This is a genomic window from Flavisolibacter nicotianae, assembly GCF_003628535.1.
GTDB classification, from domain to species: domain Bacteria; phylum Bacteroidota; class Bacteroidia; order Chitinophagales; family Chitinophagaceae; genus Flavisolibacter; species Flavisolibacter nicotianae.
Map to the genome: position 1 here is coordinate 26,034 of NZ_RBCI01000014.1, position 17,962 is coordinate 43,995.

Here is a 17,962-nt window from a genome sequence, read left to right on the forward strand (position 1 = left end):
AACTTTTCATTATGTGGAGTTTCGTTTGCCACCGCCAGTCTAAGAGCTTCTGCGCATTTTTCTTTGCAGCCATCTTTTTTCTATCCTTCAACTGCCCCGCCCAAACCGAAAAGGAAGACAGCTTAAAAAATCGTTTGAAGCGATTGAAGGGCATCGCAAGAATTGATTGTTTACTGGAGCTTAGCCAGCAATACTTTGGTACACCCAAAAAAGATTCCATCTTCTACTACGCAGACAAGGCTGCTGAAGAAGCCCAAAAAATCAATTACAACCATGGGCTGGCGGTAGCGTGCCTGCGCAAATCAGGGTTCGCTGTTTGTTATCAAAACGACTTGCTCCAGGCAGAAAAACTGGCCCGGGAAGCGATCAGTTGGTTTAGCCGCACCGCTAACAAAAAAGAAATCACCCTCGCTTACCAGATCCTGGGCCGTGCACAAACCGATCAAAGCCTTTACGACGAAGCCCTGACGAACCTGAATCTTTTCCTGAAATGGGCGCAAATCACCAGCGACAGCGACTGGGTAGGGTTCAATCTTGAAACGATGACCGATATCTACCGGGAGCGCGGCGAATATGTGAAGCTCCTGGAAACACAACAGAAATTGATCCAGATGGATCGTGCGTCCGGCAATAACAACTATTATTCCTTTCACGAGTTATGGGTACTGGGCCTGATGTACCGGCTGTTGGAAGAATATGCCACAGCACTGCCCTTCTGGCGGAAGCTTTTCGTGGAAAGTCTGGGTGATCCTATCTCCTGCTGGAATCAGATGGAATATGCCGAATTGCTGACCCAGGCAGGCCAGGCCGACTCAGCCCTTTATTATTACAACAAATTTGATTCAGCCGGAGCAGCGCAAAAAGACCTGCGCTTTTTTCTACTCAGCAAAGGTGAATACTACCTGTATTTAAAACAATACAGTACCGCCCTGCCTTATTTCCGGAAAGCCCTTCTGCTTCACCAGCAACTGAACGACCGCCGGCAAACGAACCGGGCATTTCTTGATCTTGCCAAAACCTATGACGCATTACACAGGAATGATTCTGCCATTGCTTATGCGAGACAAGGATTAGCAATGGCTTTGCAAACAAAAGCAAAGCCCCTGATCCGTGACGGTTATAAAATTCTTTCCACGGTTTACGACCGCTTGCAGCAAAAGGATAGTGCCTATTTCTATTACCGGAATTATATCACCTTAAAAGACGCGGTAATGAACGATCAAACCAGGGGTAAAATGGCTGCTTATGATTACGAACATCGAATCGAAAACCTGGCGAATGAAAGGCAGTTGCAGCAACAGCAAATCGCACAAGCTTCCCTGCAAAAGAAATTGCTTCTTTTCGGCATAGCAGGACTCCTGCTGCTTGGCATTATCGTTTTGCGGAACATTCTGTTGAAACGAAAAAATGAAATCAATCGCCGAAAGCTTGCCGAAAGCCAACTTCAGCTCGAAAAACTGGAAGCAGAGCGAACGAAGGCCGAACTCCAGCAGCGAGCCACAGAACTCGAAATGCAGGCCCTTCGTGCCCAGATGAACCCGCACTTCATCTTCAATTCGCTGAATTCCATCAACCGGTTCATCCTGCAAAACAACCGGCAGGAAGCTTCCGAATACCTTACGAAATTCTCAAGACTAACGCGGTTGATCCTGCAAAACTCGCAATCGGCGCTCATTCCACTGGAAAGCGAACTGGAAGCCCTGCGGCTTTATTTGGAACTGGAAGCACTTCGTTTTGATCACCATTTTGTTTATACAATAAAGGTTGACGATGATCTCGACGTTTCGGCCCTCAGCGTTCCGCCGCTGACCATTCAGCCTTTTGTGGAAAACGCCATCTGGCATGGGTTGATGCACAAAGAAGAAAGGGGCCATTTGGAAATTGCCGTGTTTGAAAAGGAAGATCAGCTGTGTTTCCAAATCACCGACGATGGTATCGGCCGAAAAAAAGCGGCGGAGTTCAAAAGCAAATCAGCGGCTACGCACAAGGCAATGGGCATGCGCATAACCACTGACCGCATCGCCATGCTGCAGCAAAACAGTCTACAGAAACCTTTTTTCATCATCCACGACCTAGTGTTGCCCGACGGCAGCCCCGGCGGCACGGAAGTATGGCTACGCATTCCGGCAACCCTATAAATGAAAAACGTACGCCCTTTTGATAATCGCAAACAACGGTTATGAAAAAGAAGTACGCACCATGCAAAGGATTGCTCCCGTTAACGATGCTGTTGTTCACGGGCATCGTGGTCATTGCCCAGCCAAAAATTTCCGGAATCGTCCGCGGCGCGGAAGGCCTACCGCTGGCAGGTGTTACCATCGCGATCCAGGGCACACCAGTTGCCACGTCCAGTGCGGCAGATGGCAGCTTTTCCATTCTTGCCAAAAAGGGCGACGTCTTGATTTTTTCAACGGTTGGAAGAGAAAAGGCAATGGTCAAACTACTTGACCAGGTCTTTCTCAACATCAGTTTGCCATTCAACAGCAAAAGCCTGGAAGACGTGGTGATCATCGGGTATGGAACAAGTCAGAAGAGAGACCTAACAGGTGCCGTCGCGAAAATAACTGCCGGCGATTTCAATAAAGGCAACGTTACCGACCCGCTTCAACTGGTGCAGGGCAAGATCGCCGGCCTGTTGATCACTAAGCCGGGAGGCGATCCAAATGGCGAACTCACTGTTCGCATCCGTGGCGCCACTTCTCTGGAAGGGCAACCCCCGCTGGTTGTCATTGACGGTATGGCTATCGATGATTTCTATAAAGCCATTTCCACGCTCAATCCGGCCGACGTGGAATCGTTCACAGTTTTAAAGGATGCTTCTTCCGCCGCCATTTACGGCTCCAGGGGAGCGAACGGTGTATTGCTGATCACAACAAAAACCAGCCGGATTGCCAAACCGGTTGTGGCCTACGACGGATGGTGCGGGGTCGAACAAATTTCCCGCCGGTTTCAGGTATTAAATGCCTCGCAATGGAGAGCCGCTACGGCTGCACTCGGCGGTGCCAGCCTTGATCAGGGTGCTGACATGGACTGGCAAAGCGCTATCTCTCAACGGGCTTTTTCACACAGTCACACCATCAGTATTCGGGGCGGCACAGACGCCATGAATTATCGCGGCTCGATGGGATATATCAATCAGGAGGGAGTGATCATCAATACCGGGAAGGAAGTGATGACCGGCCGTTTGAACATTCACCAAAAAAGCCTGAATGAAAAACTGGCAGTCGACTACAACATCAATGCATCTGTTACCAATCGCACTCTGCTTTTCGACCAGTGGTCCACCGGTCTGACACGCACCGGTGGCAGTTTTACCTTTGACGTTGCCTCAGGCTATCTTCCCGTATGGCCGTCTTACAACCCTGACGGCTCTTATTTCAATATTGCCAACAACAGCTATTTAAACCCTCTTTTCCTGTTGAAGGAGATTGACAGGAAACAGCGGGAAAATTTTTTCCAGACCTCCGTCAAAGCAGATTATACGCTTCTAAAAGGACTGAATGCAGGAATATTGGGGGCGCTTTCAAGAGCCAACACCGTTCACGACTATTTCTATCCTGGTGTGAGGGAAAGAAATGACAAAGCAGAAGCCTCCAAATTCAACAACAACAAACAAAACTTCTCCGGCGACATTCATGTTCACTACCAGAAAAGCTTTCGAAAACAAACCGCAGAGATCACCGGTGTGTACGAATACAATCGATTTATCAATGATGGTTTTGGTGTAACAGCAAGAGGTTTCTTAGTTCCGCAACTCCTGAATAACAACCTGGGAACGGCGACCAATGTACAAACCGGCGATCTTTCTTCGTATAAGAATGAAGTGAAACTGATTTCGTTTTTAGGCCGGCTGGTTTATACGTATGACAACCGCATCATTTTTACAGCCAACTTCCGGCGAGACGGCTCTTCCAAATTTGGCAGCAACAACCGGTGGGGTAACTTTCCTTCTTTTGCTTTTGCCTGGCGGCTTGACCGTGCCGGTTTTCTCAAAAACAGCAAATGGCTGAATGATTTGAAATTGCGTGTGAGTTATGGATTTACCGGCAACCAGGAAAATTTGCCTCCTTATGCCTACCAGCAGCTTTATGGTCCCACCGGCCCTTACCTGTATAACGGGCAGGTGCTTCAAAGCTATGCGGTGGTTCAGGAGCCGAATCCGGACCTGAAATGGGAAGTCAGAAGATCGCTGAACATAGGCGCCGACTTCACCCTCTTCAACGATCGCCTTCATGGCACCATTGACGTATTTCACGATAAGACCAGCGACATGCTGTTTCTGTATGATCTTCCGCAGCCCCCTTTTTTATCGGATAAAGTCTCGGCCAATGCCGCAACTGCAACTAATAAAGGCACCGAAGTTACCCTAGATGCAACGCCACTCCTTACTAAAAACTGGAAATGGGATCTTCACTTCAATATCGGTACGCTCAAGAACAGGATCACGAATCTTTCCGGCCAGTTCAACGGAACTTCTCTTTCGATTACTAACCGTCACTACGGTTATGCGGAAGGAGCTGGTTTCAGCGGCACCTATGTTTCCGAATTAAAGCCCGGTTATCCTGCCGGTGTTTTTTGGTTGCCGCAATTTGCCGGTTTGGATGCTGACGGACATGCACTGTATAACAACTATGATGGGAACGGAAAGCTGTCCGGCACTTCGATGTTTTATACCGATAAGGACCGGGTTTTTATTGATCCGACGCCTAGATTTTCCTGGGGTTTTACAACGAACCTTACCTACAAGCGTTTTGATCTTTCATTTTTCCTCAGAGGCGTACAAGGGCAGAAAATATTTGCCAATTCCTTGTTGAATTTAGGCACCTCCGTCTTTCTGCCGGCCAGGAATGTGGGTGTTGATGCACTCACCAACGGTTTTGCCGATCAACCGCAACCTTCCTCGTACTGGGTCAAAGACGGATCCTTTGTGCGGCTTGACAATGTAACGGCAGGTTACCGTTTCAAAGGGACAAAAGACCTTGCGATTTTACGGCTCTATGTTACCGCATCCAACCTGCTCCTCCTGACGAAGTACAAAGGCATTGACCCAGAAATAAGGACCGAAGGCGCACAACGCTATATCGACAACCAGTATTACCCGAAAACAAAAGGTTTCCTGCTCGGTGTGAACATGGCGTTCTGATGGGACTTCCGGCCTTGTGACATATTCCTGGAAACAAAAAGAATGACACATGAAAAAAATCATTCAAATACCATCGGCCATCGGCCTTTTTATCCTGCTCCACTCCTGCACCAAACTGGAGACGAACGTATACGATAAAGTGACCCGTTTTTGGCAAACGCCGGAACAGGTAGCGGCAGGTGTTGCTCCTGCATACACCAAACTAAGAGATATCATGGCTCCCGATGGCATGTACGCCTTGCTGGAAATATCCTCGGATGAAATCATTGTTCCTACCCGTGGCGGCGACTGGGCTGACAACGGCATCTGGAGAGATCTATGGATGCATACCTGGACACCCGGCAGTTCCCCGGTTGAAAACGGATGGCAATTCCTTTACAGTGCCATTGCCCGGGTGAATACGATCTTAAAAACTGTGGAAGCATTGAATCCGAAACCTGCCACTTTCACTTCTATACAAGCCGAATTGAAGATCATACGGGCTTTTTACTACCTGCAGGCACTCGACCTGTTTGGCAATGTGCCCATTGTATATGAAAATGCCGATGTTTCCTGTCTCAAAAACACACCCCGTGCCGACGTATTTGCCTTTGTCGAAAAAGAGATCAAAGACAACCTGCCCCAGCTAACCACTGAGGTAAATTCGTACACCTATGGCCGGGCCACACAATGGTTTGCGTATGCCATGCTGGCCAAGCTGTATTTGAATGCGATGGTGTATACCGGGAGACCGCGTTGGGCAGATTGTATTGCCGCCTGTGATGCGATCCTGAACAGTAAGCATTACCTGTTGGAGACGGATTTCTTTGCCAATTTTTCCATTGCGAATGAAAGCTCCAAAGAAAACATTTTCGTGATTCCGTTCGACCGCGAAAAAGGCCTTGATTTTTTCGGCATCCAGCTTTTTACCCTGAACTATGTAAGCAATGCCAGTTTCGGGCTCGAAGCCGGAGGCGTGAATGGCTTATGCAGCCCGGCAGCCATCTATCAACAGTTTGACTCCCGGGACAGAAGACGGAAAATGTTCCTGGTTGGCCAGCAATACATCAACCAGGTAGAGGACCCGGCGCATTTGCAATACGACAGGTTGGGCCATCCGCTCATTTTTGACCCGGTCATCACCACGTTCAGAATCCCCTTTCCACAGGCAGAAGGTGCGGGTGCACGCTGTGCCAAATGGGAATTCAACAAACAGGGCTTTGGGAATATGAGCAATGATTTTGCTATTTACCGGCTTGCGGACATTATCCTGATGAAAGCCGAAGCGCAATTCCGGAACGGCGATGTTGCCGCTGCTCTCACCACCATTAACCAAAAGATTGGCGGTGTTTCCATCCGGAGCCGTGCAGGAATGCCGGACTTTTCCGCCGGCGAAATGAATCTCGACGGCTTGCAGGCGGAACGGGAAAGAGAGCTTTCCTGGGAGGGACACCGCCGCACGGACCTGATCCGCTTTGGCCACTTTACGGATGCAAGAACCCCGGAAAAGGGCGTGTCGGAAAACTATCGAACCATGTTCCCGATCCCTGAACCCGAATTGGCGAAAAATCCCTGCCTGGTGCAAAATCCGGGCTATTGAATCCGTGAAAGGTGAAACGTAAGATGTGAAAACGCAAAATGGCTCCCATGCTTTTGTTGGAGCGAAAATTTTACCATATGCTGCCCAAAAAGAGTGTTTACATCATCGCCACTAGTTTTTTGTTTTGGGTTTGTGTATCCGCGCAAGAACAATACCGGGCCATCCCCTGGGATGTAGAGCAGGGGCTTTCGCTTGGCATCGTCCATTGTATGCTGAAAGATGGCAATAAGTTTTTGTGGGTAGGTTCTGCCTTCGGTCTGAACCGGTTTGACGGCAGTCATTTCAAAAATTACTTCGGGGATAAAAACAATAACAGAACACTCAGCGGAGGTGTCATCCTCTCCCTTGTCGAAGACAGCCTGCACAATATCTGGATCGGAACTAATAAAGAGTTAGCCCGCTACGACAGCAAAGCAGATACCTTTTCCAATTTCTCGGCCTATGTTGATACCACCATAGCCGCCCCTTATACGATACCCTTCTGGGCTACCCGCAATGAAGTGTTTTGTATCGAAATGAAAGCAAGGATTTCGGCCTATGATATACACTCGTTTAAAAGAAGAACTGTTGTTGCGCATTTCCAGAACGACTGGGACTTTCAGCTGCTCAGGCCAGCTTGTTCCATTTTGGATGAAAGGACCCATGAGGTTTGGATGCTGGCTAAAGCCGGATTGCTGCAGGTTTCATTGGCTACCGGGAAACAAACCCCATACACTTTCCCCTGCCGCAGAAAGTTAAAGTTCCCAGGCTACGTTCATACCTCACAAGCCATGTGTTTTGACTCCAAAAGAAGGTTGATCTGGTTAAACACATCCGATGGACTCGTTCAGTTTAGCCTCAACGACAGGAGATTCGTTTCCATCGAAGAATTCGATCCAATTGTGAATACAAAGCCACAGCCGCATGAAGGCGCTTATTATGCCACCGATCGCATTGGCCTTGATTTGAAAGGCAGGGTTTGGACAGGAACTGTACCCAGGGGAATTCTCATTTATGATCCGGCAAACCGTTCGATCACACAACCCCGGATCGATAACGTCCAGGCAACTGTTTCCAATGCCCTCTCTCCTGCTTATTTTGACCGTGACGGACTCATTTGGGTCGTGGGTGGCGGAAAAGCATTCTATCAATTAAATCCAATCCGGCCTGCTGTTACACATTTCACGGCTGATCCGGCAAAGCCGTTTGCACTCAGCGATAACCATGTTGCTACCATTGTTCAGGGTCCCCATAAAAAGTTATGGATCGGCACGTGGAATGGCATCGACATTTTTGATCCGGTCACAGGTTCATTCCAGTTGCTAAGAGAGAAAGATTTGCCCGGCTTTAAAGGAAAGAACATTATGCCTTTGGCAATGGATTCCTCCCTTCAAACAACCTGGTTAAAAGCCTGGCCCCCGGACGCCTTGTTTGAAATGGATGTGGCATCCAGGAAGTGCAGGCTCATTCAAGTGAATGATACGGCCTGGAACCATCGAGTGAATTTGGGCGACATGGAAGCGGAAAGAGCGTTGCCGTTTCATAACGGATTTATCTTCCTGATGCAGGGCATCGGTATTTTTCGTGTTGAAAAAGAAAGTTTACTGGCAGAACCGATGCTTTCATTTTCCCAGGCGATTATCCAGATGGTTCCCCTGGGAGATCATTTCATTTTTCTGAACACACCGAATGCCGCCCATAACCTCACTTTTATCAAAAAATCGGGAAAGTGGATACTCAGCCCAAGCCCTCTGGACTCCATACGATGGTCCGTTATTTTTTTTAACAAAGAAGATCAATCTTTTTGGGTAGGAGAGCCAAGAGACATCCTCCACCTGGACAAGGACCTCCATCTCCTTCGTCGTTACTCCGAGGGATTTCCCGGTGTGCTTGTTTCTTCCTTGCTGGCAGATAATGACGGCAATATCTGGTTTGTAAATGGTCAAAATCAGATTTCGAAGCTCAACACAAGAAACGGCAAGTTTCTTTCTTTATCGGAGAGAGATGGCATGCCAAAACAAAAATTTTATTGGGAGCATGCACATCTAAAGGATGTTTATGGCAACCTGTATTTTGGCTCCCAGGAAGGATTCATTCAAATTCGTCCAGCTGAATTCGCGGACATCTATCCACCCTCCTTCGTCTATCTGAAGGCGATTAATATCAATCAAAAACCCGCTTTGCATTCGACTGGCGCCAACTATGTGGAGGAACTGTCTTTAAAGCACAATGAAAATAATCTCAACATCGAAACCGGCATCATCGATTATTATTCGGAAGGGAATAGCCGCCTACGCTACCAATTAGAAAACGTCAACAAAACCTGGCAATACGGTACCAACCCGTTTACCATCAATCTGGACGGTTTGCAGCCGGGACGATACCGGCTGGTGATGCAGGCTTCCAACGCTGTGGATGAATTCAATGGACCGGAGAAGATTTTGTGGATTACCATCCAACCACCCTGGTGGGGTACCTGGTGGTTCCGCGGATTAGCCGTTCTCTGCCTGGCTCTCATCTTCTATAGCCTGATCCGCTGGCGTCTTCACCAGAAATTCCGTATGCAACTGGAACGTACCAAAAAAGAAAAACAACTGGCCGAACTACAGCAACAAAAAACCGAACTGGAAATGCAAGCCTTACGGGCTCAGATGAACCCGCATTTCATTTTCAACTCTCTTAACTCAATTAACCATTTTATCTTGCAAAACAACAAACTGAAAGCTTCGGAATACCTGACGAAGTTTTCCCGTTTGGTACGTTTAATCCTGCAAAACTCCCAGGCACCATTGATCCCATTGGAAAGCGAATTGGAGGCTTTACAACTCTATTTGGAATTGGAGTCTATACGGTTTGATCACCATTTTGATTATGTCATTACCGTTCAGGATGATATTGATTCTTCGACAGTAATGGTCCCACCGCTTATCATTCAACCCTATGTAGAAAACGCCATCTGGCATGGGCTGATGCACAAAGAAGAAAAAGGTCATTTGCAGATCGGGATTGTGCAGCACGATGATACCTTGTATTGCACGATCACCGACGATGGTGTTGGGAGACAAAAAGCCGCCGAGCTAAAAAGCAAATCCGCCTCCAGCCACAAATCCATGGGCATGCGCATTACAGCGGATCGCATTGCCATGCTCAGGCAGAAAAAACAGCCCGGATTCTATGTTCGCATCACCGACCTTGCACTCCCTGATGGACGTGCCGGTGGAACGGAAGTCACACTACAAATACCGGTTCAATATGATTAAAGCGATTTTAATTGATGATGAAGCGCATTGCCTGGATACCCTCAGTATATTACTGCATGAATATTGCCCTGATGTGCAAATTATAGCCCGGTGCCGCTCCGGTAACGAAGGTTTGCAAGCCATCAAAAAAAGTAAACCCGATTTAATTTTTCTCGACATCGAAATGCCCGGCATGAACGGCTTTGAACTGCTGGAACAGTTTACCGAAATTCCGTTTGCCATCATCTTCACCACCAGTTATGATCAATATGCTATCAAAGCCATCCGTTTCAGTGCGCTGGATTATTTGCTCAAGCCCGTTGATCCCAACGAGCTGACCGGCGCCATCAAAAAAGTGCGGGAACAGCGTCATTTACCAATAGCCGAGCAATTCCAGATGCTGCTGAAGCAAATTCAAAACAAAGACCACCAGTTCAACAAGATTGCAGTGCCGACGGTAGAAGGCTTTGAATTGATCCCGGCCGATGAGGTCATCCGTTGCGAGGCAGATGACAACTACACTCATCTTTTCCTTAAGAACAAAAGCAAGATCACTGCCTGCCGCACCCTGAAAGAAATGGAGGAACAGCTTCGCGACTTTCCCTTTTTCATCCGGGTGCACCACTCCTATCTTGTCAACCTGAATGAAGTTACCAAATACATTCGCGGCGAGGGTGGCTACCTTGTGATGAGCGATGGCAGCACGGTGAACGTTTCGCGAAGCCGGAAAGAAGAACTATTAAAACGCTTCTGAACATTCAACCTTCAACAGAATTTTCTTAGGTCCTGCTCCTCTTCATTCATCCCTGATTTTTCCTGTCATCGGTCAAACCCGCAAGCAGCTTGCAAAGCCCGTTAATTACTCACCGTCTTTGACCATTCACTCACCGCCGTTAACGATGCGCCTTTTGACGTAGTAGCTTTCAATTGCAATTGAAAACATTCACCATAAAAACTTTGTTATATGAAAAAGCACTTCTTCCTGCTGGCAATTGTTCTGTCTACCGCGTTCTTTGCTTCATGGGGCCAGTTCAGGCCAACCGTTTTGACCGAACCTTCCACTGAACATTATGCGAAAGCCAACATACCGCTGATGGTGCAGGGAGAGTTCCGGCACGCGTATCCCAATGCAACTGATGATGCATGGGCAAAGCTCAAGACTGGATACTTTGTCAATTTCTCTTCTCAGGACGGCATCCACTGCAATGCCTGGCTGAACAAAAAGGGCAAGGTGATCGACCAGATTCGCTACCTGACCGAAGCCTACCTACCTGATCGCGTTCTCCGGCAGATCCACAACCTGGGTAGCTGCATTTCCATTGGATTGGTGAAGGAAGTTACAACAGAACTTGGCACTGCGTACCTGGTGACCATCGATGAAGGAGCTACCTGGAAAGTTCTACGCATCTCGGGCGAAGAAATGGAAGTTTATGAAGATCATAAGAAGGGATAAGCTTACTCATTCTGTCGCATAACAACTGCAACAACGCTCCTTTTCCCGGGAGCGTTTTTCTTTCATATTCACACATGCTTTAGCGTCAATTCTATCGGTGGTAAGGCTTTTTGCAAAATGGTTCCTAAAAGAAAAACCTTCTTATTTTCCAAGCGCCAAACAACCAATTATGCCGCACTCCAATGCAAAAAAATTGAAGATCAAAGAAGGTTATACATTGCTCACCATCAATGCACCAAAAGATTTCAAGACTGAGATCAGCGATTTGCCCGAGGATGTCAAAATTTCGGATAAATCAAAAACCTGCAATCAAATCCACTGGTTTGTCAAAGACAAAGCACAATTGGATGAAGAAGTGGAACAGGTCATCGCCCTGCTGAAAGATGATGTAACCTGCTGGATTTATTATCCCAAAGGCTCTTCGAAAATTCAAACCGATCTCACAAGAGACAAAGGCTGGGACAACCTTGGAAAACATCAGGACCTGCAGTGGTTAGGTTTAATTTCATTCAACGAAACCTGGTCGGCTTTTGCCCTGCGCTTGCAAACAGCCGGTGACCGGAAGAAAGAAGCGGCCCCAAAGGAACGTCCCATCCGGCATTATATCGATACCGCAAAAAAACAGGTATTGCTGCCCGATGACTTTTCGCATGCACTGAAAAACGCTGCGAAAGAAAACGCATTTTTTGATACGCTTTCCTTTACCAACAAAAAAGAATACGTGGAATGGATCGTGTCGGCCAAACGGGAAGAAACAAGAAAAACACGGGTGAGGGAATCCGTTGAACGCCTTGCCAAAGGCTGGAAGAACCCGTCTAACCGGTAGGTCAGTTTTCGGCGACAACCTCGTCGCCGGCCGAAGCCTCCACGAAATACGAACGCAAAAAATAGTGGCGCACTGCCGATGCATAAGCTTCCATGCTGGTGATTGCCCTTTCCCTCTCTGCGGCTGTTTTGTATTCCTGCGTTCGCTGATAACCGGGAAACTCCAGGGTGAACGTGCGAATGGCAGGACGGCTCAGCGAGACGTTTTCGGCACAGACAGCGGTACTGCACCAGGTACCCAGCGTAACGCCGCGGGTCGCCGGTTCACCGTCGGCCTGCTGAAAACTGCGCACCTGTTTTTTGCCTTTCGCTGCTGCGGGCGGATCGAGATGATAAAGAGCAGTGGGGTTTGCATCCAGCCGGTTGCCGGGGCAATCGCCGCCAAAAACCCGGATGTGCTCTGCCATCAGCAGGGCCAGTTCCCTGTCCGTCCCAAAACCCTGTGCATTTCCCCTGCAATCTGTCCGCGGATCGGCAAACACACCGGCTTTGCTTTCGTCGCGGATGCTGTGAAGGCTGAGCACACGGTGGGGTTGCCAGGTTTGAAGGAGTTGCAAGAGTGCCCTGTTTTCGTTTTCAATTTTGCGATGGAATGCATCCACGCTTTTTTCCTGTAAAAACGGCATTCCGGGCAAAGGCATCTGGCGATTCGGATCGGCTGTTCGACCGGATGTCTGTCGTCCCGTGTTTTTCTTCACCCGGTCCGTTTTGTCCAGCAGGGCCGCCTCGGCGTTATCGGGAAAGAGGGAGGGAATGATGATGACACTGTAATAAGGCCTGCGGTCTTCGGAGAGCTGGCTGATAAGTGTTGTGGCCAGTTCGATGGAAGACAATTCGGAGCCATGCATGCCGCCAATGACGAGAGCTTTTTTCCCGCTCAACCCCGGGAAGAAAAAAAGTTCCACCGGCTTTTTCTTCGCGGTGTACAAAAGCACGGCTTTTTGCGGCCTGCCGGACTGCACCAGTTCCACGATACTCACCGTCGGTTTACCTGAAGGTCCGGAAACCACCGTGGTCTCCTGTGTGTCGCCGGCCAGCCTGGTGCCATAGAGATAAACCAGTTCCGGTTCCTGCGCCAGCGTGACACAGAATGAATGGAAAAGCAGGACAAAAAGGAAAATGCTTTTCATACGCGGCTTTGGACAGTTAAAGCTAAAAAATTAAGCCGGTTTGTCGCGGATGCCTCATCGGCCCCGGGGCCGCTGTAAAAAGTTTAACGCCGGGGCTTATATTGCTTTCCTGTTTGCCGACGTTATACCGGCAGAATGACCAGGACATGCTGATTCAAAAAACATTCTTTTTTGTACTTATTCTGTTTGCCGAGACGGCTGTCTTTGCACAAACAAACCATCCGGAAGCTTTGCCGCTGTCGCAGATCGATATCCCGATCCAGATCAACCTGAAACCCTTTTATGCTCTGGCCGAGCGGAATGTGGACACGGTTTTCACATCGCCCAATTATCCCGAAGACTGGGTGCAGGCCGATTGCGCCACACGGTACAAATACCGCTTTCGCCGGTCGCCGCTGCGCATGAGCGTGAAAGGCACTACACTGGACCTGTCCTTTACCGGCTTTTACCAGATCAGCGGATCCACCCGGTTTTGCACCGGTGGCGGTACGGTGCTTTCACCCTGGACGCCTTCCTGCAACTGTGGCTTTGCCGAAGGCGAACGCAAGGTTGCCATCGGGTTTACCAGCACGTTCAACCTGCAGCCGAATTATGTACTGCAAACAAAGATCGTCCGCAAAGAACCCGTGGCCCAGGACAAATGCGAGGTGTGCTTCTGGGGACAGGATGTAACCAAAGACGTTCTCGACGGACTGAAGAAAGAACTGGATGCGTCCAAAAAAGCAATGGAGGATTCGTTCAGCGTGATTAATTTGAAGCCGTATCTGCAGCAGGCCTGGAACCTGCTGAATGATGCCTATACCATTCCCGGTATCGGTACCTTTCGCCTCAACCCAAAAAACATCCGCATGCAAAACCTTTCCGCCAGCAACGACCTTCTGAACATGAGCATCGGCATCACGGCTTCGCCTGTGGTTAGTTTTATAAAAGCTGCTCCCGCAAGTACGCCTCTGCCGGATCTGACCGCCGCCAACAGCCCCGGCGGCTTTTCGATCTTTCTGGAAGCGGCCCTGCAGTACGACTCGCTGAGTCGCGTGGTGAATGGCTACATGGCCGGTAAACGATTCGATCTTTCCGAGGGATTGTTTGCCCGGCATATCGTGGTAGACAACGTAACCCTGGCCGGCAACAGCGAAGGCAACCTGCTGATCAAGCTGGACTTCTCGGGCTCGTTCAACGGCAGTGCATTTTTCAACGGCAGGCCCACCTATAACGCCGCCACGCAAACCATCGAGGTTCAAAACCTGGACTACGACCTGCAAACAAAAAATCTTTTGCTCAAGACGGCGAAATGGCTGTTCAACGGGAAGATTGAATCAGAATTGAAAAAAGCGGCCAGCATCCCGCTCGGTACCTATTTCGCATCGGCGCAAAAAAGCCTGAATGGCTATCTCAACCGCGAGTGGGCAAAGGGAATAAAAGGGTCGGGTACTGTAAAGGATTTGCACCTGGTAAGTGCGGAAGCGCTGCCCCAGCACCTGCTGATCAAAACCGCCTGTGCCGGCGACCTGCGTGTGCAGGTTTCCGAAATCAATTTAAACTTCAATCGTTGAGGGCTCCAGCCGCTCCTGGGCGAGCGCCGTCTTTGCGGCATTGCCTGTTCGGAAGGAAAAGAAGCGCTGCGAAAAATAACTAAACAGAACCACGATCACCGCCGTTGCCATCAGGGAAAGGGTCGGGTGCTCGTTCCAGCCCAATGTTTCGATAAAGAATTTTAGGAGAATATAGTTCAGTCCCACGCAGGCCATGGCCACCATAAAATAACGCACCAATTGGATGCGGCGGCGCAGGTAAGAGCCCTGGAAAACAACGTACATGCTAAGGTAAAAGCCGATGGGAAAGGTGATGAAAAACGCCATGATAAAAGCCGCTACGTGCGGTTTGAAAGCCAGCGTTCCCAGGTGTAACACGTCTTTGTGCAACACGTAATTGTAAAACATGTGGTACAGGAAAATGTTGAACAGCGTGTTGCTGCCGCCGCAGGCTGCGTAGTGATAGGTTTGCAAGGGCATAAACCGTTTGAACAGCGGATAAAAAATATCCAGCATGGCAAAAATGGTTTCCCTGACCTTGTTGTGCACCTTTCGCATAAGGAGCGAATTTACCACCCTTTCTTTTTCCGGCCGGTAGAGAAATCGTTAAGAGTGGACAAAAAGCCGTCCGCCCTGAACACGCCCAGACCCCGGAGGTTTTTGATACCTCCGGGGTCTGGGCGTAAATTGCGCCCAAAATACAAAGAGAATGAGCCTTGTTGCGACGATTAAAGATGCGGCGGTAAAAGCGATCGGAGAAAAATTTAGCGTTGTAGTCACACCTGAAGAAATCACCATCAACCAAACCAAGCCCGAGTTTGAGGGCGACTATACCATTGTCCTTTTTACGCTGGTAAAGCAATTGCGGAAAGCGCCGGAACAACTCGGTGCTGAACTTGGCGAATACCTCGTCAGCCAGCAGCCCGATCTTTTCACCGCCTTTAACGTCATCAAGGGCTTTTTGAACCTGACCGTTGCAGACAACCTTTTTGTTCAGTTCCTGCAGGGGAATTACCGCAGCGAATCGATTGGTGCCGGCGCTGCCACCGGTCAAAAAGTGATGATCGAATACTCCTCTCCCAATACCAACAAACCACTGCACCTGGGCCACCTGCGCAACAATTTCCTGGGATGGAGCGTGGCCGAGATCCTGAAAAAGACCGGCAACGAGGTGATGAAGTCCTGCATCGTCAACGACCGCGGCATTCATATCTGCAAAAGCATGATCGCCTGGCAGCTCTATGGCAACGGCGCAACGCCGCAGTCGACGGGGACCAAAGGCGACCATTTTGTGGGCGACTATTACGTCAAATGCGAGAACGGCATCAAGCAGGAAGCCGAAGTGCTTTCCGCCAAAGTGCAAGCCGGCAACTATGAAGATTTTTCGGACCGCGATAAACAGCGGCTGCTCGAACTGGACGCAGCCACCAGTGCTGTGACCGGCACCACTGACAAAGACAAGGATAAACTAAAAAAGATTGCCGACGACCGCAAGGAGATCATCCGCGCCAACACGCCCATCATGAAAAAAGCGCAGGAAATGCTGCGCGACTGGGAGGCCGGCAAGCCGGAAGTGATCGACCTGTGGCGCAGGATGAATGGCTGGGTGTACGAAGGATTCGACGCCACGTACCAGCGCATCGGCAGCGACTTTGATAAAATTTATTACGAAAGCGAAACCTACCTGCTGGGAAAAAAATTCGTGGAGGAAGGCCTCGCCAAGGGTGTCTTTTACCGCAAGGACGACGGCAGCGTGTGGGTTGACCTGACGAAGGAAGGCCTGGATGAAAAGCTGGTGCTTCGCAAAGACGGCACGTCGGTGTACATCACGCAGGACCTTGGCCTGGCGCAGGAGAAATACGAGGACTTTCCGTACAACGAAAGCCTTTACGTGATCGCCGACGAGCAGAATTACCATATGACCGTGCTGGAGCTGACCCTGAAAAAACTGGGCGCACCTTATGCAGACGGCATTCACCACCTGAGCTACGGCATGGTGGAGCTGCCCAGCGGCCGTATGAAAAGCCGCGAGGGAACCGTGGTGGACGCCGACGACCTGGTGGATGAAATGGTGAAACAGGCAGAACGAGTCACCGCCGAAAAAAGCAACATTTCCGATTTCAGCCAGCAGGAACTTAAAGAGTTATATGAAACGATCGCCCTGGGTGCGCTGAAGTTTTTCCTGCTGAAAGTGGACCCCAAAAAGAAGATGGTCTTTAACCCCGAAGAGTCGATCGACTTCCAGGGCTTTACCGGGCCGTTCATTCAATACACCCACACACGGCTGAAGTCTATTTTGCGGAAGGAAGCACCGGCGGACAATGGACAATCGGCAATCGGCAACGGGCCACTACTGCCGCTGGAAAAACACCTCCTGCTCCTCCTGGAACAGTTCCCGGATGTGGTGCAGCAGGCAGGCACCGAACACAATCCTTCGGCCATTGCCAACTACGTGTATGCGGTAGCGAAAAGCTATAATTCGTTTTACACCGTGCACAGTGTGCTGAAGGCGGAAAGCGAGGAAAAGAAACAACTGCGCCTGCAGCTTTGCCAGCTGACGGCCGGCGTGATTAAAGAAGGCATGCAGTTGCTGGGAATCCGGGTGCCGGAGAGGATGTAGTGCGATGGTGGATATTAGATATTAGATATTGGATATTGAGATATTGGGATATTATTTTTTTAAACCACGTTTTTATTATGGCGGTTGTGAAACCTGTTTTGCGCATTTTTGATTACCAGCGGGCTGTTGAACACTACGTACACTGGTTGGGGTTCCAGATTGACTGGGAGCACCGGTTTGAAGGGAATTCTCCGGTATACCTGCAGGTTTCGCGGGGGGATGTTGTGCTGCATCTTTCCGAACACAGCGGCGACGGCACACCAGGCTCCCGGGTTTTTATTGACAACTTTGACGACCTGGCAGCATACCATGCCGCTTTGCTGCAAAAGCAATACAAATACAACCGGCCGGGCATCCACGTTCCGTTCTATGATGAAAAGGCACTGGAAGTTACGGTCATCGATCCGTTCCATAACCAGTTGATTTTGGTAGAGCGGAATGTGGCAAAATCATAGACCTTTT

General features: G+C 49.4%; 12 protein-coding genes. 10 read left to right on the forward strand and 2 right to left on the reverse strand.

Annotation, left to right across the window (positions count from 1 at the left end; translation table 11 throughout):
- Positions 1-134 precede the first annotated feature (134 nt).
- The 7 genes from D6024_RS22730 (at position 135) to D6024_RS22760 (ending at position 12,219) form a co-directional block, all read left to right on the forward strand.
- On the forward strand, positions 135-2,138 hold the full coding sequence (locus D6024_RS22730) for a tetratricopeptide repeat-containing sensor histidine kinase (protein WP_162944953.1): 2,004 nt from the start codon (positions 135-137) through the stop codon (positions 2,136-2,138).
- A gap of 41 nt (positions 2,139-2,179) precedes the next feature.
- Positions 2,180-5,143, forward strand: coding sequence for a SusC/RagA family TonB-linked outer membrane protein (locus D6024_RS22735; RefSeq protein WP_121357122.1), 2,964 nt, complete (start codon positions 2,180-2,182; stop codon positions 5,141-5,143).
- 49 nt (positions 5,144-5,192) lie between these two features.
- The gene (locus D6024_RS22740) at positions 5,193-6,722 is read left to right on the forward strand and encodes a RagB/SusD family nutrient uptake outer membrane protein (protein WP_121357123.1); all 1,530 of its coding nucleotides are present in this window, start codon (positions 5,193-5,195) and stop codon (positions 6,720-6,722) included.
- A 209-nt stretch (positions 6,723-6,931) separates the two neighbouring features.
- Positions 6,932-9,961, forward strand: coding sequence for a sensor histidine kinase (locus tag D6024_RS22745; protein ID WP_162944954.1), 3,030 nt, complete (start codon positions 6,932-6,934; stop codon positions 9,959-9,961).
- Complete coding sequence (locus D6024_RS22750) at positions 9,954-10,694, forward strand: LytR/AlgR family response regulator transcription factor (RefSeq protein ID WP_121357125.1); 741 nt, start codon at positions 9,954-9,956, stop codon at positions 10,692-10,694. Before D6024_RS22745 ends, D6024_RS22750 begins: the two co-directional genes overlap by 8 nt.
- Positions 10,695-10,904: 210 nt before the next feature.
- Positions 10,905-11,393, forward strand: a complete 489-nt coding sequence (locus D6024_RS22755) for a hypothetical protein (RefSeq protein WP_121357126.1) — start codon at positions 10,905-10,907, stop codon at positions 11,391-11,393.
- Positions 11,394-11,562: 169 nt separating this feature from the next.
- Positions 11,563-12,219: a YdeI/OmpD-associated family protein gene (locus tag D6024_RS22760; RefSeq protein ID WP_121357127.1), complete on the forward strand. Its 657-nt coding sequence runs from the start codon at positions 11,563-11,565 to the stop codon at positions 12,217-12,219.
- A 1-nt stretch (position 12,220) separates the two neighbouring features.
- On the opposite strand, the gene D6024_RS22765 is transcribed toward D6024_RS22760, so the two are convergent.
- The gene (locus D6024_RS22765) at positions 12,221-13,348 is read right to left on the reverse strand and encodes a M14 family zinc carboxypeptidase (RefSeq protein WP_121357128.1); all 1,128 of its coding nucleotides are present in this window, start codon (positions 13,346-13,348) and stop codon (positions 12,221-12,223) included.
- A 146-nt stretch (positions 13,349-13,494) separates the two neighbouring features.
- Here D6024_RS22765 and D6024_RS22770 point away from each other — a divergent pair, with 146 nt between their 5' ends.
- On the forward strand, positions 13,495-14,901 hold the full coding sequence (locus D6024_RS22770) for a DUF4403 family protein (RefSeq protein ID WP_162944955.1): 1,407 nt from the start codon (positions 13,495-13,497) through the stop codon (positions 14,899-14,901).
- Here the strand turns inward: D6024_RS22770 and D6024_RS22775 are convergent.
- Positions 14,884-15,438 carry a GtrA family protein gene (locus D6024_RS22775; protein WP_121357130.1) on the reverse strand — a complete coding sequence of 185 codons (555 nt, stop codon included), beginning with the start codon at positions 15,436-15,438 and terminating at the stop codon, positions 14,884-14,886. The two genes, D6024_RS22770 and D6024_RS22775, sit on opposite strands and share 18 nt — an antisense overlap.
- Before the next feature lie 151 nt (positions 15,439-15,589).
- Here D6024_RS22775 and argS point away from each other — a divergent pair, with 151 nt between their 5' ends.
- Both argS and D6024_RS22785 read left to right on the forward strand, forming a co-directional pair.
- Positions 15,590-17,500, forward strand: coding sequence for an arginine--tRNA ligase (gene argS, locus D6024_RS22780; RefSeq protein ID WP_121357131.1), 1,911 nt, complete (start codon positions 15,590-15,592; stop codon positions 17,498-17,500).
- Between the two features lie 77 nt (positions 17,501-17,577).
- Positions 17,578-17,955 (forward strand): glyoxalase superfamily protein, encoded by a 378-nt coding sequence (locus tag D6024_RS22785; protein ID WP_121357132.1) that lies wholly within the window; start codon positions 17,578-17,580, stop codon positions 17,953-17,955.
- Positions 17,956-17,962: the final 7 nt, after the last annotated feature.

Coding starts and splice junctions, on each gene's coding strand:
- D6024_RS22735 (WP_121357122.1), top strand. CDS start 2,180: ATGAAAAAGAAGTACGCACCATGCAAAGGATTGCTCCCGTTAACGATG.
- D6024_RS22740 (WP_121357123.1), top strand. CDS start 5,193: ATGAAAAAAATCATTCAAATACCATCGGCCATCGGCCTTTTTATCCTG.
- D6024_RS22745 (WP_162944954.1), top strand. CDS start 6,932: ATGCTGAAAGATGGCAATAAGTTTTTGTGGGTAGGTTCTGCCTTCGGT.
- D6024_RS22750 (WP_121357125.1), top strand. CDS start 9,954: ATGATTAAAGCGATTTTAATTGATGATGAAGCGCATTGCCTGGATACC.
- D6024_RS22755 (WP_121357126.1), top strand. CDS start 10,905: ATGAAAAAGCACTTCTTCCTGCTGGCAATTGTTCTGTCTACCGCGTTC.
- D6024_RS22760 (WP_121357127.1), top strand. CDS start 11,563: ATGCCGCACTCCAATGCAAAAAAATTGAAGATCAAAGAAGGTTATACA.
- D6024_RS22765 (WP_121357128.1), bottom strand. CDS start 13,348: ATGAAAAGCATTTTCCTTTTTGTCCTGCTTTTCCATTCATTCTGTGTC.
- D6024_RS22770 (WP_162944955.1), top strand. CDS start 13,495: ATGCTGATTCAAAAAACATTCTTTTTTGTACTTATTCTGTTTGCCGAG.
- D6024_RS22775 (WP_121357130.1), bottom strand. CDS start 15,438: ATGCGAAAGGTGCACAACAAGGTCAGGGAAACCATTTTTGCCATGCTG.
- argS (WP_121357131.1), top strand. CDS start 15,590: ATGAGCCTTGTTGCGACGATTAAAGATGCGGCGGTAAAAGCGATCGGA.
- D6024_RS22785 (WP_121357132.1), top strand. CDS start 17,578: ATGGCGGTTGTGAAACCTGTTTTGCGCATTTTTGATTACCAGCGGGCT.